This window comes from Nocardia sp. 149-1B (assembly GCF_057747975.1).
In genome coordinates this window covers 4,347,163-4,369,928 of record NZ_CM173233.1, presented here as the reverse complement: position 1 = coordinate 4,369,928, position 22,766 = coordinate 4,347,163, and the positions used below count along the sequence as shown (strand labels likewise).

Below are 22,766 nucleotides of genomic sequence, written 5' to 3'. Positions count from 1 at the left end.
CGATGTCGCGCCGCCTCCACGTCCCGCCCGGCCGCGCCGGCCAGCTGTGGCTCCTCCACCGCCGGGAGGTCGCGCGTCGTGCCGTCGACCTGCTCGACCAGAAGCTGCGGATCCTGCGCTCGGAGCGACTGCGCCGCTCACTCGTCGAAGAGCGCACCCGTGCCACCTGGACGGCCGCGGTGCGAGACGCCGACGTCTGGCAGCTGCGACTCGTCCAGCTCGGCGGCCAGCGTGCCCTGCGCCTCGGCACGTCGGGCGAGGCGGCCGACGTCGACGTGCGCTGGGACCAGGTGGTCGGGGTGCGCTACCCGGCGTACGTCGTGGTCCGCGAGCCGGCCGACGACGACGGGCCGGGCGGCAGCGCGGCGCTCACCGAGACCCGCCGGAGGCTGAACGTCGCGGTCGCCGCGGGGGCCCAGCACGCGGCCGCGCTGGCGGCGCTGCGCACGCTGGAGGCCGAGGAGGCCGCGACCCGACGACGGCTGCGCTCGATCCGGACCCGGTACCTCCCGCGACTCGAGGCGACGCTGCGCGAGGTGGAGGTCTCGCTGCAGGAGGACGAGCGCGCCGACATCCTGCGGCTGCGGTGGGCCACGGGGCACGGCGGCGGGCGGGACGACGGGCGGGTCGAGGAGAGGACGGTGGGGCCATGAACGCGGCGATGCAGCGGCTCCTGGTGGCAGTCGACGACTCGGCGGCCGCCCTGCGGGCGGTCGATCTCGCGGTGCGGCTCGCGGCGACGACCGGCGCCGAGGTGCGGTTCGTCCACGTCACCGGCGACGGGGTGCTGCGGCGGGCGCTCGCGACGGCCGGCGACGCAGGCCTTCCCGACCGGGTCGGTCGCGGCGTCGGGGCGCTCATGGACCATGTCGCCTCCCGCGCGCGCCAGGCGGGCGTTCCGTGCAGCGTCGTGTCCCTGTCCGGTGAGCCCGAGGCCGAGGTCGTCGCGGAGGCGCGCGCCTGGGGTGCGGACCTGGTGGTCATCGGCCGCTCGCAGTCCGGCGCCGTCGGTCAGCCCTACGTCGGGCACGTCACGCGGCACATCCTCGAGTTCAGCGACGCCCCGGTGCTCGTCGTACCCCGGCCGCGGGCCGCGGTGTCAGGTAGGTCACGTCACGGCTCGGTTTCACCGGAGAAACCCGAGGCGTAGATTCGTCGTGTCCGGGGAACACCCTCTCCGACAGGTTCATCCAGACGAGCACACCGTCCGGTACCCACACCGGCCCGTCACGCCGCCGATCGCGGCAGACGGGTGGTCGGAGGGACTGGAACGAAAGGTTCGACTCATGACGCACCCTCCCCGGGACCCTGCCGTGCGCGCAGAGCAGCGCGGCCCCCTGCGCATCGGCGTCGTCGGTGCCGGTCGCGTCGGCGCCGTGCTGGCCGCCGCGCTCCAGGCCGCCGGTCACCACGTGGTGGCCGCCGCCGGCGAGTCCGACGCCTCGCGCTCCCGCATCGCCGACCTGCTGCCCGGCACCCGCATCGCCAAGCCCACCGACGTCGCGCGGTCGAGCGACCTGCTGCTGCTGACGGTCCCCGACGACATGCTCGCCAACGTCGTGACCGTGCTCAGCGACAGCGGCGCGATCCGTCCCGGGCAGTACGTCGTGCACACCTCGGGCCGGCACGGTCTGGCCGTCCTCGCGCCGGCCGCGCGCCTCGGTGCTCGCACCGTTGCGCTGCACCCGGCGATGACGTTCACCGGCACCGCGCTCGACCTGGACCGCCTGCCCGGCTGCGTCTACGGCCTCACCGCCGAGGCTGGCGAGCGAGCGTTCGTCGAGGCCCTGGTCGCCGACCTGCGGGGTCGCCCCATGTGGGTGCCCGAGGAGATGCGCACGCTCTACCACTCCGGCCTGGCCCACGGCGCCAACCACCTCGTGACCCTGGTCAGCCAGGCGATGGAGCTGTTGACCGCGGCCGGTGCGGCCGACCCTGCCGGCACCCTCCGTCCGCTCCTGACCGCCGCGCTCGACAACGCCCTCGAGCACGGCGACGCCGCGCTCACCGGGCCGATCGTCCGCGGTGACGTCAACACGGTCCGGGCGCACCTGGCCGACATCGCGACGAATGCGCCCCACACGCTCCCGTCGTACGTCGCGCTCGCTCGCGACACCCTCGACCGGGTGGTGACCGACGGCCGGGTGCTGCCGATCCGCGCGGCCGCGATCCAGCGGGTGCTGGAGCAGGCCGAGCAGTCCGCGTCCAGGACCGCGGCGCCACGGACCTCCGCGCGCCGCCGGTGAGCACTCGGACCGCCGGGCCCGTCCTCGCGCACACCCGCGACGAGCTCGCCACGCTGCTCGCGGCCGCCCGTGCCGGTGGCCATCCGGTCGGCCTGGTGCCGACGATGGGCGCGCTGCACGAGGGCCACGCCAGCCTGGTCCGCGCCGCCCGGAAGCGGGTCGGGGAGGACGGCGCGGTGGTCGTCTCGGTCTTCGTCAACCCGCTGCAGTTCGGCCCCAGCGAGGACCTCGACCGCTATCCGCGCACCCTCGACGCCGACCTCGAGGTCTGCGCTCGAGAGGGCGCCGACATCGTGTTCGCGCCCTCCGTCGAGGAGGTCTACCCCGGCGGGACTCCCCAGGTCACCGTCCGCCCCGGGCCGATGGGCAAGATCTTCGAGGGCAAGACCCGGCCCGGCCACTTCCGCGGGGTGCTGACCGTCGTCGCGAAGCTCTTCGGGCTCGTCCGTCCCGACGTCGCAGTGTTCGGCGAGAAGGACTACCAGCAGCTGACGCTGATCCGGCGGATGGTCCTCGACCTCAACCTGGGCGTCGAGGTGGTCGGCGCCGAGACCGTCCGTGAGGCCGACGGGCTGGCGCTCTCCAGCCGCAACCGGTACCTCGACGCCGAGCAGCGGCAGGACGCGGTGGCCCTGAGCCACGCACTGCGAGCCGCGCAGGAGAGCGCGCGGTACGGCGCGCAGGTGGCCCTGACCGAGGCGCGCGCGGAGCTGCGGGCCGCCCCGGGGGTCGACCTCGACTACCTGGTGATCACCGACCCCGACCTGGGTGAGCTGCCCGACGACGTACCGGCCGGCGCCGCGGCCCGCATCCTCGTCGCCGCGCGCGTCGGGACGACCCGCCTGATCGACAACATGCCGCTCACCCTGGGCGCTGTTCCCTACGAGCGAAGCGAGTAGCCGTGCTCCGGACCATGATGAAGAGCAAGATCCACCGGGCGACGGTCACGCAGGCCGACCTGCACTACGTCGGCTCCGTCACCGTCGACGAGGACCTCCTCGACGCGGCCGACCTGCTGCCCGGCGAGCTGGTGCACATCGTCGACATCGACAACGGGGCCCGGCTGGAGACCTACACGATCGCCGGCGAGCGTGGCTCCGGGGTGATCGGCATCAACGGCGCCGCCGCCCGGCTGGTGCACCCCGGTGACCTCGTCATCCTCATCGCCTACGGGCAGATGGAGGATGTCGAGGCGAAGGGGTTCGAGCCGCACGTCGTGTTCGTCGACGCCGACAACCGGGTGGTCAGCACGGGCAGCGACCCGGCCGAGGCGCCCCCCGGGTCCGGGCTGCTGCGCGGCGACCGACCGGCCGAGCGCTAGCCTGCCCCCGTGCCCGACGAGCCAGCCTCCGACGTACCGGTCCGCGAGATCGACGCGCCCGTACGCCGGGTTCCAGGCCGGCTGGTCGCGCCCGAACCGGGCTGGACGACCACGGCCGACGTGGTCGTCATCGGCTCGGGCATCGCCGGACTGACCGCCGCCCTGCGGCTGCGCGGCGAGGTCGGCAAGGTCTTGGTCGTCACCAAGGACGTGCTCGCCGCGGGCTCCACCCAGTGGGCCCAGGGCGGCATCGCCGCCGCGCTCGGCCCGGGCGACACCCCGGCGGAGCACGAGCTCGACACCCTGGTCGCGGGTGCCGGTGCCTGTGATCGCGACGCCGTGCACGCGCTGGTCACCGAGGGCCCCGACGCGGTCCGCGAGCTGATCGCGCTGGGCACCAACTTCGACCACGACCCCGACGGCGAGCTCTCGCTGACCCGCGAGGGCGGCCACCACCGCGACCGCATCGCCCACGCGGGTGGAGACGCGACCGGTGCCGAGATCCAGCGGGCGCTGATCGCCGCCGTCGAGCAGGCGCCCGAGATCGAGGTGATCCAGCACGCGCTCGCCGTCGACCTGCTGCTCGCCGAGGACGGCGGCGTCGCCGGCCTGACCCTGCACGTGATGGGGGAGGGCCAGCGCGACGGCGTCGGCGCCGTCCACTGCCGCGCGGTCGTGCTCGCCAGCGGCGGGCTCGGCCAGGTCTTCTCCCAGACGACCAACCCCGCCGTCTCCACCGGCGACGGCATGGCGGTCGCGCTGCGCGCCGGCGCGGTGCTCCGGGACCTGGAGTTCGTGCAGTTCCACCCGACCGTGATGTACCTCGGCCCCGACTCGCTCGGCCAGCAGCCGCTGATCTCCGAGGCCGTGCGCGGCGAAGGCGCCTTCCTGGTCGACTTCGAAGGCAACCGCTTCATGCAGGGCGTGCACGAGCTGGCCGACCTCGCACCGCGCGACGTGGTCGCCAAGGCGATCACTCGTCGGATGAACGAGACAGGGCAGCCGCACATGTGGCTGGACGCCCGGCACTTGGGTGCCGAGGTGTGGGAGCGGCGCTTCCCCACGATCCTGGCCACGACCCGCAGCCACGGCGTCGACCCGGTCACCGAGCTGATCCCGGTCGCGCCCGCGTGCCACTACGCCTCCGGCGGGGTCCGCACCGACCTGTGGGGCCGCTCGACCGTGCCCGGCCTCTACGCCACCGGCGAGGCCGCCTGCTCCGGCGTCCACGGCGCCAACCGGCTCGCCTCCAACTCCTTGCTGGAGGGCCTGGTCTTCTCGCGCCGCATCGCCCAGGTGCTGCCCGGCGAGCTCCGCCCGTTGCTGCCGCCCGTGGCCGACACCCGGACCGCCGGCCTGGTCTCCGGCGGCGTACGCCGCGAGCTGCAGGACGTCATGACCACCCGGGTCGGGGTGCTGCGCAGCGCCGCCGGGCTCGCCGACGCCACCGGGCTGCTCGACAAGCTGGCCGGCCAGGGCGCGGAGGCGATCGACCAGCAGTCGTGGGAGACCACCAACCTGCTCACGATCGCCGTGGCGCTCGCGGACGCCGCCGCGCTGCGCGAGGAGACCCGCGGCTCGCACTGGCGCGAGGACTTCCCCGAGCGCGACGACGCCGGCTTCGCCGGTCACTTCGACGTGGTGATGGCCGATGGCGCCAGCACCTTGGAGTTCGTGCCCGCACCCCCGACCGATCGCGGCGCGGCATGACCACGGCGTACGACGAGGAGCTGCGCGCCGCCGGCCTCGACCCGGCCGCGGTCCGCGCGCAGATCACCGCCGCGCTCGCCGAGGACCTGCCGGCCGGCGACGTGACCTCGATCGCAACCATCGCCGCGGATGCCCGCGGCAGTGGCGTGTTCGCGGCGCGGGAGGCTGGCGTGGTCGCCGGCCTCGGCGTCGCCGCCCTGGTCTTCGACGAGGTGATGGGCGACACCGTCGAGATCACCGACCGGGTCCCCGACGGCACCCGGGTGACGCCCGGTGACGTCGTGATGCGGGTCGCGGGTCCCACCCGCGGGCTGCTCACCGCCGAGCGCACCGCCCTCAACTACGCCAGCCACCTCTCGGGGGTCGCCACCGCCACCGCGCACTGGGTCGACGCGCTGGCCGGCACCCGAGCCCGGGTGCTCGACACCCGCAAGACCCTGCCGACGTTCCGCGCGCTGCAGAAGTACGCCGTCCGCTGCGGTGGCGGCGTCAACCACCGGTTCAGCCTCAGCGACCGGGCGATGGTCAAGGACAACCACGTGGTCGCGGCCGGCGGCGTGGTGCCGGCGTACACCGCCGTGCGCGCGACCTACCCCGATCTGCGTGTGGAGGTGGAGGTCACCGACCTCGACCAGCTCCTCGAGCTGCTCAACGCCGGCTGCACCGAGATCCTGCTCGACAACATGGACACGGCCACGATGGCCGAGGCGGTCCGCCTCACCGCCGGTCGCGCCACGCTGGAGGCCTCCGGTGGGCTCACCCTCGAGCGGGCCCGCGAGGTGGCCGAGACCGGGGTGGACTTCATCTCGGTCGGCGCGCTCACGCACTCGGTCAAGGTCTTCGACCTCGGCCTGGACCTCTCCGACGACGAGGGCTGAGTCGTGCCGCTGCTCTGCGCCGACATCGGCAACAGCCACACGGTCCTCGGCCTGGTCAGCGACGGCACCGTGCTCGCCGACTGGCGGGTCGCCACCGACGAGCGCAACACCGCCGACGAGTGGGCGGTGCTGCTGCGTGGCCTGCTCGGCGCGGCACTCGACGAGGTCGACGGGATCGCGGTCTGCGCGACGGTCCCGGCCGTGCTGCACGAGTGGCGCGAGATGCTCGCCCGCCACTTCACCGATGTCGCCCGAGTCGTCGTCGAGCCCGGGGTGCGCACCGGGGTGCCGGTGCTCATGGACAACCCGCGTGAGGTCGGCACCGACCGGATCATCAACGCGCTCGCCGCCGTCCACGAGTACGGCGGCCCCGCGATCGTCGTCGACTTCGGCGGCACCGCGACGACGTTCGACGTGGTCAGCGTGCAGGGGCAGTACGTCGGGGGCGCGATCTCCCCGGGAATCGAGGTCTCCCTCGAGGCGCTGGGTCGCCGTGGCGCCCAGCTGCGAAAAGTCGAATTGCTGCGGCCGCGATCGGTGATCGCCAAGAACACCGTCGAGGCGCTCCAGTCGGGGATGGTCTTCGGCGTCGCCGCCCAGGTGGAGGGAATTGTCGACCGGATGATCGGCGAGCTCGGCGCCGATGCCTCCGACGTGCACGTCATTGCCACCGGATATCTCGCGCCGGTCGTGCTCGATGAATGCCGTTGTTTCACCCACCACGCGCCATGGTTGACGTTGCGCGGACTGGAACTCGCGTTCCAACGCAACTCCTGAGTCACCCGATTCCTTTGCGCAGGGTTAGCGGAGACCTTTTCCGACGTGGCATGATGTCTTTTGCTTTATTCATCCCCCGAATTCGAATTGAGTGAGGTCGACACATGGCCCAGAAGGTCAACATCGTTCTCGTGGACGATCTCGACGGCAGCGAGGCGACCGAGACGGTCACCTTCGGCTTGGACGGAACGACGTACGAGATCGATCTGAACGACACCCATGCCGCAGCGCTGCGTGAGGCGCTGTCGGGCTACGTCGGGCACGGTCGCAAGGTCGGTGCCGCCCCGCGTCGCGGGCGACGCTCCGCCGCCGCCTCCGCTGCCGCCACCGGTGGCGCCAGCGCCAAGGAGATCCGCGACTGGGCCCGCGCCAACGGTCACGACGTACCCGACCGCGGCCGGGTGTCCAGCGAGGTCCGTGAGGCCTACGACGCCGCGCACTAGTTGTCTGACTCGATGAGACCGGTGGTCGAGCTCGTCGAGACCCCATAGCCGAGCGGCAGGGCGGTGATCTGAGGATCACCGCCCTTTGTCGTCTCACCGGATTTCGACGCGCCCGTCGCGGCTTCGTTCCTCAGCCGCGGGGATTGCTCAATCTCCCCGAGCCCACGCGCCGCGCTCGTCCCTCGCGCGCCGCTGCCAGGGAGTTGTTCGCTCTCAGCGGACTGACTGGGGCCTGAGGTGGGAACGCGTAGGCTGTCAGCGGGGTTAGTTGTCTCGTACCTCCCCTCCAGACGACGGGGGAGAGGCCCCACAAGCTTGTAGGAGCGATGCGCATGTTCGAGCGGTTCACTGACCGAGCCCGCCGGGTGGTCGTGCTGGCCCAGGAAGAGGCCCGCATGCTCTCCCACAACTACATCGGGACCGAGCACATCCTGCTCGGCCTCATCCACGAGGGCGAGGGCGTGGCCGCCAAGGCGCTCGAGAGCCTCGACATCTCCCTGGAGGCCGTGCGCGCCCAGGTCGAGGAGATCATCGGCCAGGGCCAGCAGGCCCCCAGCGGCCACATCCCGTTCACCCCGCGCGCCAAGAAGGTGCTCGAGCTGTCCCTGCGGGAGGCGCTGCAGCTCGGCCACTCCTATATCGGCACCGAGCACATCCTGCTCGGCCTGATCCGCGAGGGGGAGGGCGTCGCCGCCCAGGTGCTGCAGAAGCTCGGTGCCGACCTCAACCGGGTGCGCCAGCAGGTCATCCAGCTGCTCTCCGGCTTCCAGGGCAAGGAGTCGGCCGGCTCGGCCGCGGCCACCGGCGCCGCCGGCGGCGACGCGCCGTCCAGCTCCCTGGTGCTCGACCAGTTCGGTCGCAACCTGACCCAGGACGCCCGCGAGGGCAAGCTCGACCCGGTCATCGGCCGGGAGCAGGAGATCGAGCGGGTCATGCAGATCCTGTCTCGGCGTACGAAGAACAACCCGGTGCTCATCGGAGAGCCGGGCGTCGGCAAGACCACGATCGTGGAGGGTCTGGCCCAGGACATCGTCAAGGGCAACGTGCCCGAGACGCTCAAGGACAAGCAGATCTACACCCTGGACCTGGGTGCCCTGGTCGCCGGCTCGCGCTACCGCGGCGACTTCGAGGAGCGCCTGAAGAAGGTGCTCAAGGAGATCCGCACCCGCGGCGACATCGTGCTGTTCATCGACGAGATCCACACCCTCGTCGGCGCCGGTGCGGCCGAGGGCGCGATCGACGCGGCGAGCATCCTCAAGCCGATGCTGGCCCGTGGCGAGCTGCAGACCATCGGAGCGACGACCCTCGACGAGTACCGCAAGTACCTCGAGAAGGACGCCGCGCTCGAGCGCCGCTTCCAGCCGATCCAGGTCGCCGAGCCGTCGATCGCACACACGATCTTGATGCTCAAGGGCCTGCGTGACCGTTACGAGGCACACCACCGCGTGACGATCACCGACGAGGCGCTGGTCTCGGCGGCGACGCTGGCCGACCGCTACATCTCCGACCGCTTCCTGCCCGACAAGGCGATCGACCTGATCGACGAGGCCGGCTCGCGGCTGCGGATCCGCCGGATGACGGCGCCCGCCGACCTGCGCGAGTACGACGACAAGATCGGCGAGGTGCGCCAGCGCAAGGAGGCCGCGATCGACGGCCAGGACTTCGAGGCCGCGGCGCGCCTGCGCGACGAGGAGAAGCAGCTCATCGCCAAGAAGGCCGAGCGCGAGAAGCAGTGGCGCGCCGGTGACATGGACGAGGTCGCCGAGGTCGATGAGGAGCTGATCGCCGAGGTGCTCGCCGTGGCGACCGGCATCCCGATCGTGAAGCTCTCCGAGGAGGAGTCGACCCGGCTGCTCAAGATGGAGGACGAGCTCCACAAGCGGGTCATCGGCCAGGAGGAGGCCGTCAAGGCGCTCAGCCGCGCGATCCGGCGTACTCGTGCCGGCCTGAAGGACCCCAAGCGTCCCGGCGGGTCGTTCATCTTCGCCGGCCCCTCGGGCGTCGGCAAGACGTGGCTGTCCAAGACGCTGGCGGAGTTCCTGTTCGGCGACGAGGACGCGCTGATCCAGCTCGACATGTCGGAGTTCGGTGAGAAGCACACGGTCTCGCGGCTCTTCGGCTCGCCTCCGGGCTACGTGGGCTACGAAGAGGGTGGCCAGCTCACCGAGAAGGTGCGGCGCAAGCCGTTCTCGGTCGTGCTGTTCGACGAGGTCGAGAAGGCGCACCCGGACATCTTCAACAGCCTGCTGCAGATCCTCGAGGAAGGTCGCCTGACCGACTCGCAGGGCCGGGTGGTCGACTTCAAGAACACCGTGATCATCATGACCACCAACCTCGGCACCCGCGACATCGCCAAGGGCATCAACCTCGGCTTCCAGCAGTCCGGGGACGCAGCCGGGTCCTACGACCGGATGAAGGCGAAGGTGTCGGAGGAGCTCAAGCAGCACTTCCGCCCGGAGTTCCTCAACCGTGTCGACGAGATCATCGTGTTCCCGCCGCTGTCGCAGGAGCAGATCGTCGCGATGGTCGACAACATGATCGCGTCGGTCGAGCTGCGGATGCGCGACCGCGACATGCGCATCGAGCTGACCCAGGCCGCCAAGAACCTGCTCGCCGAGCGGGGCTTCGACCCGGTCCTGGGTGCGCGACCGCTGCGCCGCACGATCCAGCGCGAGATCGAGGACGTGCTCGCCGAGAAGATGCTGTACGGCGAGGTGGGCCCCGGTCAGATCGTGCTCGTCGGTGTCGAGGGTGAGGGGCCGGCCGCGTCCTTCACCTTCGAGGGCCAGAAGGTCGGCGAGCTGCCCGACCTGCCGCCGTTCGAGGCCGTCGAGGCCGTAACCGGCGAGACCGTCATCGAGGGTCCCGACGACTCCGACAGCGGCACGGACATCCCCAAGTCCACCGGCGCCGACAGCTGATCATCTGAGACGTTGACCCGCCCGAAACTCTCGGGCGGGTCAACGTCATTTCAGGGGAGGGCGTAGGTGTCCGGGCCGGCGTGGCCGACGAGCCCGTCCTCCACCAGGGACGCCAGGCAGCGGATGCGCTGGGCCTCATCGGTCCAGGTCACGTCGAGCCGGCTGCGGTGCACCGGGCCGTCGCTGTCGCGGAGCACCGCGAGGATCCGGCCGCGGCACTGCCGGTCGGTGCCGGCCCAGGTCTGCACCTTGCGAGGAGGCCCGTCGTACGCCGGGTAGCCGGCCGCCCGCCAGGTACAGAGGTCGGCGACGGGGCAGGTGCCGCAGCGTGGGTTGGCGGCGGCGCAGACAAGGGCGCCGAGCTCCATCACCGCGACCGACCAGGTGGCTGCCGTCGCCTCGTCCTCGGGCAGCACCTCGAGCGCGACCTCGCGCTCGGCCCTCGTCACCGACTGAGCCGGGAACTCGACGCCTCCCAGGGTGCGCGCGAACACCCGGCGCACGTTGGTGTCCAGCACCACGTGCCGCCGCCCGTAGGCGAAGCTCGCGATCGCCGCGGCCGTGTAGTCCCCGATCCCGGGCAGCGCTACCAGGTCGTCGTACGCCGACGGCACCACGCCGTCGTGCCGCTCGACGATCGCCGTGGCGGCTGCGTGCAGGCGTAGCGCGCGGCGCGGGTAGCCCAGCCGGCCCCAGGCCCGGACGGCCTCGCCGCTGGGTTCCGCGGCGAGGCCGGCCGGGGTCGGCCACCGGGTCAGCCACTGGTCGTGGACGGGCAGCACCCGCGCCACGGGTGTCTGCTGGAGCATGAACTCCGACACCATCACCGACCAGGGCGAGGCCTCGGGCCGGCGCCAGGGAAGGTCGCGGGCGTGCTCGTCGTACCACCGAAGCAGCGGCTCGTGAAGACTACTCATGCGCGTACTCGCTCCGCTCCGTGCGCGCATGAGGCACGTTCACGCTCCCTTGGATGATTCGCTCGCTGCGCTCGCTCATGCGCGTACTCGCTCCGCTCCGTGCGCGCATGAGGCACGTTCACGCTCCCTTGGATGATTCGCTCGCTGCGCTCGCTCATGCGCGTACTCGCTCCGCTCCGTGCGCGCATGAGGCACGTTCACGCTCCCTTGGATGATTCGCTCGCTGCGCTCGCTCATGCGGCGTACTCGCTCCGCTCCGTGCGCGCATGAGGCACGATTCCCACTCCCTGGCTGACTCGCTCGCTGTGCTTGCTCATGTCGGAGCCATTCTCGCCGGTGTGGCACCACCAGTCCGACGCCTCCCCTGACTAGCGTGACCCCATGCCCGCCCTGACTCGTGGCCCGCTCCCGGCGCGCGTCTACTGGGTGCGCCGGACCCTGGTGCTCGGAACCGCCGTGCTGCTGGTCGTCGCGATCGCCCGTCTGCTCGGTGGCGGCAGTGACGCCTCCTCCGGGCCGGACAAGGCCACTGAGGTCGGCGCGGAGTTCACGCCAAGCACCTCGGTCTCCGGCTCCGGCCTGCCGACCGCGCCCGAGAGCAGCAACAAGCCCGGCAAGCACGGATCGAAGAACCAGCCGGTGCTCGCCGAGCCCGACGGGCCCTGCGCCAACGACGACATCGCCGTCACGCCGACGGTCGAGAACGCGGTCGGTGGTCACGACGTCCGGATCGTCCTCCAGCTGCGCACGCTGACCTCCGACGCGTGCACCTGGAAGGTGTCGTCCGGGACGCTGGCGGTCAACATCACCTCCGGCAAGGACCGCATCTGGACCAGCCGCGACTGCCCGGCCGCGATCGTTCCTCGCGACGTGATCGTCCGCAAGGCGGTGACCGCCGACGTCGCCGTGATCTGGACCCAGGCGAAGCGCTCCAAGAGCGACGGCTGCACCCGGTTCACGGGGTGGGCCGAACCCGGTTGGTACCACGTCACGGCCGCCGCTCTCGGTGGCGAGCCCTCGGACCTGCAGTTCGAGCTGACCACCCCCGTGGCGGGGACGATCACCAAGACCGTCACGCCGAAGAACTCGCCGACGAACTCGCCGTCCGGTTCGCCGTCGGGCCGGCCGGTGACGCCGGGTCACACCACCAAGGGCCCCGGTCAGGGCCCGGGCAAGTCGCCCTCCGGGGCCGTCGAGCCCGGCTGAGCGACCCCTCGGGTTGAGTCGGGAGTTCTGAACGTCGATTCGGGAGTTCTGAACGTCAGACTCCCGGCCGGCCGTCAGAATTCACGACCCGAGCGTCAGAACTCACGACTCGACGTTCGGTCAGACGTATCGCTCCAGGATCGTCGACTCGGCCAGGCGGGAGAGACCCTCGCGGACGCTGCGGGCGCGCAGCTCGCCGACGCCCTCGACGGCCTGCAGGTCATCGACTCCGGCGGAGAGCAGCTTCTGCAGGGTGCCGAAGTGGTCGACGAGCCGGTCGACGACCGTGGTGGGCAGCCGCGGCACCTTCGCGAGCAGCCGGAAGCCGCGAGGTGCGACCGCGCCGTCGAGGTGCTCGCCGTTGCCCAGCCCGAGTGCCCGGGCCGCGGCCGCGGGGTCGACGAGCTCGGTGGAGGAGAGTGACTCGAGCCGGTTGAGGAGCGCTTCGGGGCTCTTGGTACGCCGGCCCGCGGGCAGGTAGTCACGGATGACCAGCTCGCGCTCGGTGTCGACGCCGGTGATCAGCTCCTCGAGCTGCAGCGACAGCAGCCGGCCGTCGGTGCCGAGCTCGAGCACGTAGTCCTCGATCTCGCTGGCGATCCGGGTGACCATCTCCAGGCGCTGCGCGACCACGGCGACGTCGCGGACGGTCACCAGGTCCTCGATCTCCAAGGCCGACAGGGTGCTGGAGACCTCGTCGAGGCGGAGCTTGTAGCGTTCCAGGGTCGCCAGGGCCTGGTTGGCGCGCGACAGGATCTGGCCGGAGTCCTCCAGCACGTGGCGGGTCTCGCCGACGTACGCCGCGATGATCTGCATCGACTGGGAGACCGAGATGACCGGGAACCCGGTCTGGCGGGCGACCCGGTCGGCGGTGCGGTGCCGGGTGCCGGTCTCCTCCGACGGGATCGTGTGGTCGGGCATCAGGTGCACGGCCGCGCGCAGGATCCGGGTGACGTCCTTGTCAACGATGATCGCGCCGTCCATCTTCGCCAGCTCGCGCAAACCGGTGGCGGTGAACGGCACGTCGAGGGTGAAGCCGCCGGTCGCGATGGACTCGACCACCTTGTCGTGACCCATCACGATCAGCGCGCCCGTGCGGCCGCGCAGGATGCGCTCCAGCCCGTCGCGCAGCGGGGTGCCGGGAGCGATGGTCGCGAGCGTCGCCCGCAGCCGCAGTGTCTCGTCGGAGCGATCCGTGGCCACCTCGGTGGTCCTCCCTGTGTGCGCGGCCTCCTCCGGCCGCTGCGCCTGAGTCTAGGGGAGCGCCTCAGAGGCCCTCGACCGAACGCGGTTTCCCGTGCTCGGCGGTGACGAGCTGCAGCAGCCGCAACGCGGAGTGGACGTCGGACACGTCGAGCACGCGCATGCCGTCGACCGTCCAGGACTCCGGCGACCGGGCGGGAGGCCGGCCCGGCTCCGTCGGCACCACGGCGAGCTGGAATCCCAGCCGGGCGGCCTCGGCGAGGCGCAGCGGCAGGTCGCGCACCCGGCGCAGCTCGCCGGACAGCCCGATCTCACCCATCGCCACCACGCCCCGCGGGGCGGGGGCGCCGCGGCTGGCGGACGTGAGCGCGACGGCGACGGCCAGGTCGCTGGCCGGCTCGACGACCCGGGCACCGCCGACGGTCGATGCGAACACGTCGCGGGTGTGGAGGTGCACGCCACAGTGCTGTTGGAGGACCGCCATCACCATCGCGACCCGGCTGGAGTCGAGCCCGGAGGTCGTACGCCGGGGACGCTCCGCGGAGCTGTGCGTCACCAGCGCCTGCACCTCGGCGAGCATCGGCCGCCGGCCCTCCATCGACACCGCCACGCAGGTGCCGGGGACCTGGGCCTGGTGGCTCTCGACGAACAACCCGGTCGGGTCGGTGACGGCGGTGATGCCCTCGGCGCCGAGGTCGAAGCAGCCGACCTCGTCGATCGGGCCGAAGCGGTTCTTCATCGCCCGGACCATCCGGAACCGGGACTCCCGGTCGCCCTCGAAGTGGAGCACCACGTCGACCACGTGCTCGAGCACCCGGGGCCCGGCGATCGACCCGTCCTTGGTGACGTGGCCGACGATCACCGTGGTGATGTTGCGGGTCTTGGCGACCCGGATCAGCGCGGCGGCCACCTCCTTGACCTGGGTGACCCCGCCCGGGACCCCGTCGACGCCGGAGGCCCCGATGGTCTGGATCGAGTCGACCACGAGCAGGGTGGGCCGCACCTGCTCGATGTGGGTGAGCACGGCCCCGAGGTCGGTCTCGGCGGCTAGGTAGAGCTCGTCGTGCACGCCGCCGGTGCGGTCGGCGCGCAACCGCACCTGCGAGGCGGACTCCTCTCCGGTGACGTAGAGGGTGCGGCGCTGGTAGCGAGCCGTCTGCGCGGCGACCTCGAGGAGCAGCGTGCTCTTGCCGACGCCCGGCTCGCCGGCCAGCAGGATCGCCGCCCCCGGCACCAGGCCGCCGCCGAGCACCCGGTCGAGCTCGGGGACCCCGCTGGTGCGGAACCGGGAGTCCTCCACCGAGACCTGGCCGATCGGCACGGCCGGGCGGGTCACCGGGCTCGCCGCGGTGCGGCCCGCGGGTGCCGCGGCGGCCTCGGCGACCGAGCCCCAGGCCTGGCACTCCCCGCACCTGCCGACCCACTTCGCGGTCTCCCAGCCGCACTCGGAGCAGCGGAACGCGGGGTGGGAGGACTTGGCCATGGGAAGAACCTAGGCGGGGGCGCCGACACCGGCGCCGTACGCCGCGCAGCGGCCCTGCCCCCAGGCGGCTCGAAGTGCGATCCGGCGTGTGAGGAGTGCCGCGCCCGGGCGACGGCCGCACGTGGATATGCTCACCTTGGAACGATCAAGACGATCCCCGTCAGTCGAGGAGGTGGGGTTGTCCAGGACACCGGCCGGAACGGGGCGTGCGGCCTGGGCCCCGACGACCCCTCCGACGCTCGCCGACGTCGCCGAACGGGCGGGCGTCTCGCGGCAGACGGTCTCCAACGCCGTCAACAACCCCGACCTGCTGCGGGCCGACACCCTGGCCCGGGTGCTTCGAGCGATCGACGACCTCGGTTACTCGCCCAACCGCGCGGCCCGCAACCTGCGCACCCGCTCCTCCCACCTGATCGGCATGCGCATCGGCCCGGCCCAGGAGGGCACGGCCAACGCGACCATGGACCGGTTCGTGCACTCGCTCGTGGAGACCTCGCGCGATGCCGGCTACCACGTGCTGCTCTTCGCCGGTGACCCCGAGGACCCCCTCACCGGCTACGACGACCTGCTCCGCTCGACCGCGGTCGACGCCTTCGTCGTCACCGACACCTACCTCAACAATCCGCAGGCCGCCTGGCTGGAGGAGCGCCGGGCGCCGTTCGTCGCGTTCGGGCGCCCGTGGGACAACCCCGCCTCCGAGCACCCGTGGGTCGACGTCGACGGCGCGGCCGGCACCGACCTCGCCACGTCGTACCTGCTCGACCGGGGTCACGAGCGCATCGCCTGGATCGGGTGGCGCAAGGACTCCTGGATCGGCGAGGACCGGCGCTCGGGCTGGAGCCGCGCCCTGCACGCGCGCGGACTGCCCACGACGGGGCTCGCCTCGCGGGTCGAGGACACCGTCGCGAGCGGCCGCGAGGCCAGCGCGGTGCTGCTCGACGAGGCTCAGCCCACGGCGTTCGTCTGCGCCTCCGATACCCTCGCGATGGGCGTCCTGCGGACGCTGTCCGAGCGTGGTCTGACCCCCGGACGCGACATCTCCGTGATCGGCTTCGACGACTCTCAGGTCGCCCAGGTCGTCTCCCCGGGGCTGACGTCGGTCCGGCAGCCGCTGGAGGACGCGGCGGTCGAAATCGTGAAGGCGCTCGAGGGCCTGCTCGGCCACCCGCCCGCCATCGGGCCCGGCGTGATGCTGGAGCCGACCCTCGCCCTGCGCGGGACCAGTTAGGGGCTGTCGGCGGTCTCCCCGGCCAGCCGGGGAGACCGGGGTGGCCTCAGAAGCGCCTCCACCACAGGTTGACGGCGTAGTCGACCTCGGTGCCCTGGTGGCCGGCGAGCACCTCGTCGGCCACGGCGGGCGCGAGCTCGATGCGTACGACGGCCTCCAGGTCGGCCCGGGACGAGAATGACCAACGCAGGTCGACCGGCACCCGGGTCCACCCCCGCACCGACCAGAACCGTTCGACGGCGACGGGGTCGACCTCGGGGTAGCCGCGACGGAACCACGCACCGAACGTCGAGCGGGTCGGATCGTTGTCGATGACGTACGCCGTGCCGCCGCGGCGGACCACGCGGTCGAGCTCGGCCAGGCCCGGCTCGCAGCCGGGCCCGAAGAAGTACGCCCAGCGGGCGTGGACCACGTCCACGGAGGAGTCGGGCAGCGGCAGCGACTGGGCGGTGCCCTGGTGGACGGTCACGTGCGGCAGCCGGCGGGTGCGCCGGCGGGCGAGCCCGGCCAGGTCCGCGTGCGGCTCGACGCCCACGACCGATGCTGCGGTCTCGGCGAACCAGGGCAGGTGGAAGCCCGTGCCGCAGCCGACGTCGAGCACGGTGCGCCCGGCCCAGTCGTCGACCGCGAGCATCGCTGTCGCGAGTGCGCCGTCGGGGTCGACGGCACGGTTCTCGATCTCGTAGGTCGCGGTGTGGTGCCAGATGTTGGGGCTCGGCCGCGCCCCCTCGGCGATGTTCAGTGCGCCACGCTCAGAGACGGACGAGCCCGTTCGGGGTCTGGAACTGCGCCGCGACGATGCCGGGGGTGCCGTTGGGGGCGGCCCACTCGACCTTCACGTCCTCCAGCGGTGCCTCGACGGTCTCGCCGAGCCACTCGCTGACCCGGCGCGGGTCGCCCGCGATCTCCAGGCAGGCAAGGGAGAACGACCCGTCGGCACCGTTGCTCGGGTGCAGCTCGGCGGGGGAGTCCCACTCGATGAAGAACGGCAGCTGGGGGTCGGCGATGAGGCCGTGGACGCCGATCTGCTTCCAGCGCAGCTCGGTGCCGTCGGGGCGGTGCCGGCTGCCGATCACGGCCTCGCGGCCGAGCCTCCGCTCGACGACGGTGATGTCCGAGACGGCGACGACCCAGCCCAGCCAGCCCCCACCGAGGGCGGAGCGGGCCCGGACGGCCTGGCCGAACGGCGCCTTGTCGGACGCGGGGTGGTCGAGGACCTCGACGATCTCGAGGTAGGTGTTGCCGGCGAGCGGCAGGATCATGTTGCGAGTGCCGAAGCGAGGGTGGACACCACCATCGACGAAGTCCTTGCCGAGCAGTCCCCCGATGCGCTGGGCAGTGCTGGCGAGGCCATCCGGTCCGGCTGCGAAAGAGAGATGGTCCAGGCGCATACGAAGATTCTCGGCGTTCTCTCAGGAAGGTCGTACGCCGGGGTCGGGTTCTCTTGATGTCGAGATGTCTAGAGGTCCTGGACCCTTGTGTTCCGGGCCGATCGTTCGAGCGGGTCGGGCCGCCGTGCTCAGTGCGGGTCGGCCGGGTGGAGAGCCAGGGCCGAACGCGATCGGACGTGGGCCTCGCAGTGGCGGACCAGCTCGTCGTACGCCGGCCGGCCCATCAGCTCGGTGAGCTCGGCCTCGTTGGTGACGTAGACCGGCTCGACCGCGACGTGGGCCTCGGTGTTGCCCGAGCAGTACCAGTCGAGGTCGTGGCCGCCGGGGCCCCAGCCGCGCCGGTCGTACTCACCGATCGACACCTCGGTGTACGTCGAGCCGTCCTGGCGGGTCACCTCGCGGAACGTGCGGCGGATCGGCAGCTGCCAGCACACGTCGGGCTTGGTCTCGAGGGGGTTCTTGCCCAGCACGTAGGCGAGCGCGTGCAGGGCGCAGCCGGCGCCGCCCCCGCCCTGGGACGGAGCGAAGTCCGGTCGGTTCTGGAACACGCACGCCTGCTGACCGTCGACCACGGTGACCCGGGTCTTGCGCTCGCCGTCGTCGTCGAGCTCGATCCAGTCCGACTTGCGGACCTTGCCCGCGGGCTTCTGCTGCCACAGCTGTTCGTCGAGCATCCCGACGTACGCCGCGACCCGCGACTCGTCGTCCTTGTCGGCGAAGTGCGCACCGAGCGTGCAGCATCCGACATCGGGTGCGTCGGCGTAGATGCCCTGGCAGCCCTGGCCGAAGATGCAGGTGTAGCTCGAGGTCAGCCAGGTGAGGTCGCAGCGCATCACCTCGGTCTCGTCCGCCGGGTTGACGAACTCCACGTAGGCGCGGGGGAAGACCAGGTCGACTTCAGGCACGCGCCAACCCTACGGGCCCGCCCCGACCCGCCTAGTAGCGTGGACCCATGCGGCTGGGAGTCCTCGACATCGGGTCCAACACCGGGCACCTGCTCGTGGTGGACGCCCATGGAGGCGCGGCCCCGCTCCCGGCCTTCTCCTACAAGGAGCCGTTGCGGCTCGCCGAGCACCTCGACGACGACGGAGCCGTCGCCCAGGTCGGCATCGACGCGCTGGCGACGTTCACCGCCGAGGCCCTGGTCGTCGCGGAGGACAAGGGCTGCGAGGACATGCTGGCGTTCGCGACCTCCGCCGTGCGCGACGCGGGCAACTCCGAGGCGGTGCTCGAGCACGTCCACGCGGCCACCGGCCTGCGGATCGCGGTGCTCTCCGGCGAGGACGAGGCGCGGCTGACGTTCCTCGCCGTCCGCCGCTGGTTCGGCTGGTCGGCCGGCCGGTTGGCGGTCTTCGACATCGGGGGTGGCTCGCTGGAGATCGCCGGTGGAGCGGACGAGTCGCCCGACGTCGCCTGGTCGCTCCCGCTCGGGGCGGGGCGGCTCGCGCGGCAGTTCTTCGGCGGCGGTTCGCCCGACGACGAGGCGATCCGTGGGCTGCGCAAGCAGATCCGGGCCGAGATCGCCCGCAATGCCGGGCAGCTGCTGAGGACCGGCAGCCCCGACCACGCAGCGGCGACGTCGAAGACGTTCCGCTCGCTGGCCCGCATCTGCGGCGCCGCACCCTCGGCGGACGGGCCGCTCGTCCCTCGGGTCCTCGAGCGCGATGCCCTGCGGCAGTGGATCCCCAAGCTCGTCGCGATGAGCCCCGACGAGCTCGCCCACCTGCCGGGGGTGTCGCCGAGCCGGACCCACCAGATCGTGCCCGGCGCGCTGGTCGCCGAGGCAGCGATGGACATCTTCGACCTCGCGGAGCTGGAGATCTGCCCGTGGGCGCTGCGCGAGGGTGTGATCCTCGAACGTCTCGACCAGATCAGCGTGCTGGGATAGCCGCGGTGGCGCCTCGCATCGGACTCTCGACGGTCTCGGTCTATCCCGAGTCCTCCGCGCATGCGTTCGCGTACGCCGCCGGGCTGGGCTACGACACCGTCGAGGTGATGGTCGGCATCGACGCGCTGAGCCAGCAGACGTCGGCGATCCAGCAGCTCTCCCGCCACCACGGGATCCCGGTCTCGGCGGTGCACGCGCCCTGCCTGCTGTTCACCCAGCGGGTGTGGGGCACCGAGCCCTGGGGCAAGCTCGAGCGCTCCGCCGAGATGGCTGCGGTGCTCGGGGCCGAGGTCGTCGTGGTGCACCCGCCGTTCCGCTGGCAGAAGACCTACGCACGTGACTTCGTCGACGGGATCGCAGCCCTCGAGGAGTCGACCGGCATCGCGTTCGCGGTCGAGAACATGTATCCCTGGCGCGCCTCGAGCCGCGGGATGGAGATGTACCTGCCCGGGTGGGACCCGTCGGCCGAGCCCTACGCCAACACCACCATCGACCTCTCGCACGCCGCGATCGCCCGGTCCGACCCGATCGCGATGGCCGAGCGGCTGGGCGACCGGCTGCGACACATCCACCTCACCGACGGCACCGGTTCGGCGAAGGACGAGCACCTCGTCCCGGGGCGCGGCTCCATCGGTGCCCGCGAGTTCCTGCGACACCTCGCCGACACCGGCTTCGGGGGCGAGATCGTCATCGAGATCAACACCCGCAAGTGCCGCGACACCGTCGAGCGCGAAGCCGACCTGCGCGAGTCGCTGGAGTTCGCCCGCGAGCACTCGACCGTGGGCACCCGGTGACCCAGGCGGTTCCCCGCCGCGGCCGGCGACCCGGTGCGCCCGACACGCGCGCGGCGATCCTCGCCGCCGCGCAGGAGCTGTTCGCCGCTCAGGGGTACGCCGGCACCTCGGTCCGTGCCGTCGCCGCTGCGGCCGGGGTGGACGCGTCCCTGGTGCACCACTACTTCGGCACCAAGGACGACCTGTTCGTGGCCGCGCTCGAGATCCCGGTCGACCCGCGCGAGCGGTTGGCGGAGGTCATCGCCCAGGGTCCGGATGGTGCCGGTGAGCGGATCCTGCGGGTGTTCTTGTCGGTGTGGGACGACACGGAGCTCAGGCTCCCGCTGCTCGCGCTGGCCCGGAACATGCTCGATCCGTCGGGGCCGCCGCTGCTGGCCGACGGCTTCCTCCTCGCGGTGCTCCAGCCGGTCGGCGTCGCTCTGGGGGTGGACCGTCCCGAGATCCGGATGACCCTGGTGGCCAGCCAGATGGTCGGTCTGATCCTCGCGCGGTACCTGCTCGAGATCGAGCCGATCGCCTCGATGCCGACCGAGGACGTCGTCACGATCTACGCGCCGACGCTCCAGCGCTACCTCACCGGCCCCCTGCCCTGATCGCACCTGGCGCGCCGGCTTCGTCGCCACGCGCGGCCGAGGCCGCGTCTCGCCCGTCGGCTTCGCCGCCACGCGCGGCCGCAGGGTCGCTCTGGGGTCGGTCGTCCGACGGGGTGGTTGCGGTGGGGTGCGTTGGCTGCGGCGCGAATTGCAGGACTTTGGCGCTTGCCGTTGGTGCGTTCACGGGAGCATAATTCAACGCATGGTGAATAACGCGGTGGAGATCCGCGACCTCCACGTCGTCCGAGGACGTCACACCGTCCTCGAGCACCTCGACCTGACCATCGGCGGCGGGGTCACCGGGCTGCTCGGGCCGTCGGGGTGCGGCAAGTCCACGCTGATGCGCTGCCTGGTCGGCGTGCAGCAGATCGCCGGTGGGACCGTGACGGTGTTCGGGGAGCAGGCGGGCAGTGCGACGCTGCGGGCGCGGGTCGGGTACGTCACCCAGGCCGTCAGTGTCTACAACGACCTCACGCTCGCGGAGAACCTCCGCTTCTTCGCGCGGGTGCTCGGCGCCGGCCACGACGCGGTCGACCGCGCGGTCGAGGCGGTCGACCTGGTGGCCTACCGCGACGACGTGGTCGGCCGGCTCAGCGGTGGCCAGCAGTCCCGGGCCAGCCTCGCGGTCGCGTTGCTCGGCAAGCCGGACCTGCTGGTGCTCGACGAGCCCACGGTGGGCCTCGACCCGGTCCTTCGCCAGGACCTCTGGCAGCTCTTCCACCGCCTCGCCGGCTCCGGGGTCGCCGTGTTCGTCTCGAGCCACGTGATGGACGAAGCCGAGCGCTGCGACCGGCTGCTGCTGATGCGCGAGGGCCGCATCCTCGCCGACGGCACTCCGGCCGAGATCAAGGCCAGGGCTGGTGTCGACGACGTCGAGGCCGCCTTCCTCTCGATCGTGAGGGGAGACGCGGCATGAACCTCAAGATCACGATGGCCGTGGCCCACCGAGTGCTGATCCAGCTGCGCCGGGACCGCCGTACGCTCGCGATGCTGCTCGTGCTCCCGTGCCTGCTGATCAGCCTGCTCTGGTGGATCTACGACGACGCCAACCCGGTGCTGTTCGACCGGATCGGGCCCGCCCTGCTCGCGATCTTCCCGGTGATCGTGATGTTCCTGGTGACCAGCGTGACCACGCTGCGCGAGCGGTCCAGCGGCACCCTCGAGCGGCTGCTCGCGATGCCGATGGGCAAGCTCGACTTCCTCGTCGGCTATGCGATCGCCTTCGGCCTGGTCGCCGCCGTCCAGTCCGTGCTCGCCGTCGCGGTCAGCGTGGGGCTCCTCGACCTCGAGGTGTCCGGCCCGCTGTGGCTGCTGACGATCGTCGCCGTCGTCGACGCGGTCCTCGGGAGCGCGCTGGGGCTGTTCGTGTCGGCCTTCGCGCAGACCGAGTTCCAGGCCGTGCAGTTCATGCCCGCGCTGGTGATCCCCCAGCTGCTGCTGTGCGGGCTGCTCGTGCCGCGTGACCTGCTGCCCGGCGCGCTGGAGGCGGTGAGCGACGTGCTGCCGCTGTCGTACGCCGTGGACGCGATGCAACACCTGACGACGAGCTCGCAGACCGGCCAGGTGTGGCAGGACGTCGCGGTGGTCGCGGTGTTCGCGGTGGCGGGCCTCGCGCTCGGTGCGGCCACCCTGCGGCGCAGGACCCCCTGAGTCCCTTCCCTCGGCGCACGGCCGCGGCGCACCGTTCGTCCGTCGCGTTCGCTCGTCGTCGGGCGGCGGTCCCAGGCCCTCCGACCTGGGACCGGCGGCCTCGGATCCGCGTCGTAG

24 protein-coding genes are annotated in these 22,766 nt (G+C 71.9%); 17 read left to right on the top strand and 7 right to left on the bottom strand.

Going from position 1 to position 22,766, the window contains the following annotated elements; all coding sequences use genetic code 11:
- Nucleotides 1-2 precede the first annotated feature (2 nt).
- The 10 genes from AC3ANS_RS20875 (at nucleotide 3) to AC3ANS_RS20830 (ending at nucleotide 10,296) form a co-directional block, all read left to right on the top strand.
- Entirely contained in the window at nucleotides 3-653 is a 651-nt protein-coding gene (locus tag AC3ANS_RS20875) for a V-type ATP synthase subunit D (protein WP_488293492.1), read from the top strand.
- Entirely contained in the window at nucleotides 650-1,150 is a 501-nt protein-coding gene (locus tag AC3ANS_RS20870) for a universal stress protein (protein ID WP_488293491.1), read from the top strand. The genes AC3ANS_RS20875 and AC3ANS_RS20870 overlap by 4 nt, the downstream gene beginning before the upstream one ends.
- Before the next feature lie 136 nt (nucleotides 1,151-1,286).
- Nucleotides 1,287-2,246 carry a Rossmann-like and DUF2520 domain-containing protein gene (locus AC3ANS_RS20865; RefSeq protein WP_488293490.1) on the top strand — a complete coding sequence of 320 codons (960 nt, stop codon included), beginning with the start codon at nucleotides 1,287-1,289 and terminating at the stop codon, nucleotides 2,244-2,246.
- Nucleotides 2,243-3,145: a pantoate--beta-alanine ligase gene (gene panC, locus AC3ANS_RS20860; protein ID WP_488293489.1), complete on the top strand. Its 903-nt coding sequence runs from the start codon at nucleotides 2,243-2,245 to the stop codon at nucleotides 3,143-3,145. Before AC3ANS_RS20865 ends, panC begins: the two co-directional genes overlap by 4 nt.
- Before the next feature lie 2 nt (nucleotides 3,146-3,147).
- Entirely contained in the window at nucleotides 3,148-3,567 is a 420-nt protein-coding gene (gene panD, locus AC3ANS_RS20855) for an aspartate 1-decarboxylase (protein WP_488293488.1), read from the top strand.
- A 9-nt stretch (nucleotides 3,568-3,576) separates the two neighbouring features.
- Nucleotides 3,577-5,277 carry an L-aspartate oxidase gene (locus tag AC3ANS_RS20850; RefSeq protein ID WP_488293487.1) on the top strand — a complete coding sequence of 567 codons (1,701 nt, stop codon included), beginning with the start codon at nucleotides 3,577-3,579 and terminating at the stop codon, nucleotides 5,275-5,277.
- Nucleotides 5,274-6,155: a carboxylating nicotinate-nucleotide diphosphorylase gene (gene nadC, locus AC3ANS_RS20845; protein WP_488293486.1), complete on the top strand. Its 882-nt coding sequence runs from the start codon at nucleotides 5,274-5,276 to the stop codon at nucleotides 6,153-6,155. Before AC3ANS_RS20850 ends, nadC begins: the two co-directional genes overlap by 4 nt.
- A gap of 3 nt (nucleotides 6,156-6,158) precedes the next feature.
- Nucleotides 6,159-6,932 carry a type III pantothenate kinase gene (locus AC3ANS_RS20840; RefSeq protein ID WP_488293485.1) on the top strand — a complete coding sequence of 258 codons (774 nt, stop codon included), beginning with the start codon at nucleotides 6,159-6,161 and terminating at the stop codon, nucleotides 6,930-6,932.
- Between the two features lie 104 nt (nucleotides 6,933-7,036).
- Nucleotides 7,037-7,375: a histone-like nucleoid-structuring protein Lsr2 gene (locus AC3ANS_RS20835; RefSeq protein WP_488293484.1), complete on the top strand. Its 339-nt coding sequence runs from the start codon at nucleotides 7,037-7,039 to the stop codon at nucleotides 7,373-7,375.
- Nucleotides 7,376-7,707: 332 nt separating this feature from the next.
- Nucleotides 7,708-10,296, top strand: a complete 2,589-nt coding sequence (locus AC3ANS_RS20830; protein WP_488293483.1) for an ATP-dependent Clp protease ATP-binding subunit — start codon at nucleotides 7,708-7,710, stop codon at nucleotides 10,294-10,296.
- A 50-nt stretch (nucleotides 10,297-10,346) separates the two neighbouring features.
- Here AC3ANS_RS20830 and AC3ANS_RS20825 read toward each other — a convergent pair whose 3' ends face one another.
- Complete coding sequence (locus AC3ANS_RS20825) at nucleotides 10,347-11,213, bottom strand: HhH-GPD family protein (protein ID WP_488293482.1); 867 nt, start codon at nucleotides 11,211-11,213, stop codon at nucleotides 10,347-10,349.
- 381 nt (nucleotides 11,214-11,594) lie between these two features.
- Here AC3ANS_RS20825 and AC3ANS_RS20820 point away from each other — a divergent pair, with 381 nt between their 5' ends.
- Complete coding sequence (locus tag AC3ANS_RS20820; RefSeq protein ID WP_488293481.1) at nucleotides 11,595-12,419, top strand: hypothetical protein; 825 nt, start codon at nucleotides 11,595-11,597, stop codon at nucleotides 12,417-12,419.
- A 120-nt stretch (nucleotides 12,420-12,539) separates the two neighbouring features.
- Here the strand turns inward: AC3ANS_RS20820 and disA are convergent, their stop codons facing one another.
- The 3 genes from disA to AC3ANS_RS20805 all read right to left on the bottom strand — a co-directional run bounded on the left by disA (nucleotide 12,540) and on the right by AC3ANS_RS20805 (nucleotide 15,240).
- On the bottom strand, nucleotides 12,540-13,622 hold the full coding sequence (gene disA / locus AC3ANS_RS20815; protein WP_488293480.1) for a DNA integrity scanning diadenylate cyclase DisA: 1,083 nt from the start codon (nucleotides 13,620-13,622) through the stop codon (nucleotides 12,540-12,542).
- Between the two features lie 64 nt (nucleotides 13,623-13,686).
- On the bottom strand, nucleotides 13,687-15,105 hold the full coding sequence (gene radA / locus AC3ANS_RS20810) for a DNA repair protein RadA (RefSeq protein WP_488293479.1): 1,419 nt from the start codon (nucleotides 15,103-15,105) through the stop codon (nucleotides 13,687-13,689).
- Nucleotides 15,106-15,114: 9 nt separating this feature from the next.
- The gene (locus AC3ANS_RS20805; RefSeq protein WP_488293478.1) at nucleotides 15,115-15,240 is read right to left on the bottom strand and encodes a hypothetical protein; all 126 of its coding nucleotides are present in this window, start codon (nucleotides 15,238-15,240) and stop codon (nucleotides 15,115-15,117) included.
- Between the two features lie 43 nt (nucleotides 15,241-15,283).
- On the opposite strand from AC3ANS_RS20805, the gene AC3ANS_RS20800 reads away from it, so the two are divergent.
- Nucleotides 15,284-16,333 (top strand): LacI family DNA-binding transcriptional regulator, encoded by a 1,050-nt coding sequence (locus AC3ANS_RS20800; RefSeq protein ID WP_488293477.1) that lies wholly within the window; start codon nucleotides 15,284-15,286, stop codon nucleotides 16,331-16,333.
- A 46-nt stretch (nucleotides 16,334-16,379) separates the two neighbouring features.
- On the opposite strand, the gene AC3ANS_RS20795 is transcribed toward AC3ANS_RS20800, so the two are convergent.
- From AC3ANS_RS20795 to AC3ANS_RS20785, 3 genes are all read right to left on the bottom strand, one after another.
- Entirely contained in the window at nucleotides 16,380-16,967 is a 588-nt protein-coding gene (locus AC3ANS_RS20795; RefSeq protein ID WP_488293476.1) for a class I SAM-dependent methyltransferase, read from the bottom strand.
- A 118-nt stretch (nucleotides 16,968-17,085) separates the two neighbouring features.
- On the bottom strand, nucleotides 17,086-17,724 hold the full coding sequence (locus tag AC3ANS_RS20790; RefSeq protein WP_488293475.1) for a VOC family protein: 639 nt from the start codon (nucleotides 17,722-17,724) through the stop codon (nucleotides 17,086-17,088).
- Between the two features lie 128 nt (nucleotides 17,725-17,852).
- Nucleotides 17,853-18,629 (bottom strand): DUF3109 family protein, encoded by a 777-nt coding sequence (locus AC3ANS_RS20785; RefSeq protein WP_488293474.1) that lies wholly within the window; start codon nucleotides 18,627-18,629, stop codon nucleotides 17,853-17,855.
- Between the two features lie 47 nt (nucleotides 18,630-18,676).
- Between AC3ANS_RS20785 and AC3ANS_RS20780 the strand changes: the two genes are divergently transcribed.
- The 5 genes from AC3ANS_RS20780 (at nucleotide 18,677) to AC3ANS_RS20760 (ending at nucleotide 22,649) form a co-directional block, all read left to right on the top strand.
- Nucleotides 18,677-19,612 (top strand): Ppx/GppA family phosphatase, encoded by a 936-nt coding sequence (locus tag AC3ANS_RS20780; RefSeq protein WP_488293473.1) that lies wholly within the window; start codon nucleotides 18,677-18,679, stop codon nucleotides 19,610-19,612.
- Between the two features lie 5 nt (nucleotides 19,613-19,617).
- Entirely contained in the window at nucleotides 19,618-20,406 is a 789-nt protein-coding gene (locus AC3ANS_RS20775) for a sugar phosphate isomerase/epimerase family protein (protein ID WP_488293472.1), read from the top strand.
- Complete coding sequence (locus AC3ANS_RS20770; protein ID WP_488293471.1) at nucleotides 20,403-20,999, top strand: TetR/AcrR family transcriptional regulator; 597 nt, start codon at nucleotides 20,403-20,405, stop codon at nucleotides 20,997-20,999. Before AC3ANS_RS20775 ends, AC3ANS_RS20770 begins: the two co-directional genes overlap by 4 nt.
- A 202-nt stretch (nucleotides 21,000-21,201) precedes the next feature.
- On the top strand, nucleotides 21,202-21,915 hold the full coding sequence (locus tag AC3ANS_RS20765) for an ABC transporter ATP-binding protein (RefSeq protein ID WP_488293470.1): 714 nt from the start codon (nucleotides 21,202-21,204) through the stop codon (nucleotides 21,913-21,915).
- Nucleotides 21,912-22,649, top strand: a complete 738-nt coding sequence (locus AC3ANS_RS20760; RefSeq protein ID WP_488293469.1) for an ABC transporter permease — start codon at nucleotides 21,912-21,914, stop codon at nucleotides 22,647-22,649. The genes AC3ANS_RS20765 and AC3ANS_RS20760 overlap by 4 nt, the downstream gene beginning before the upstream one ends.
- Nucleotides 22,650-22,766: the final 117 nt, after the last annotated feature.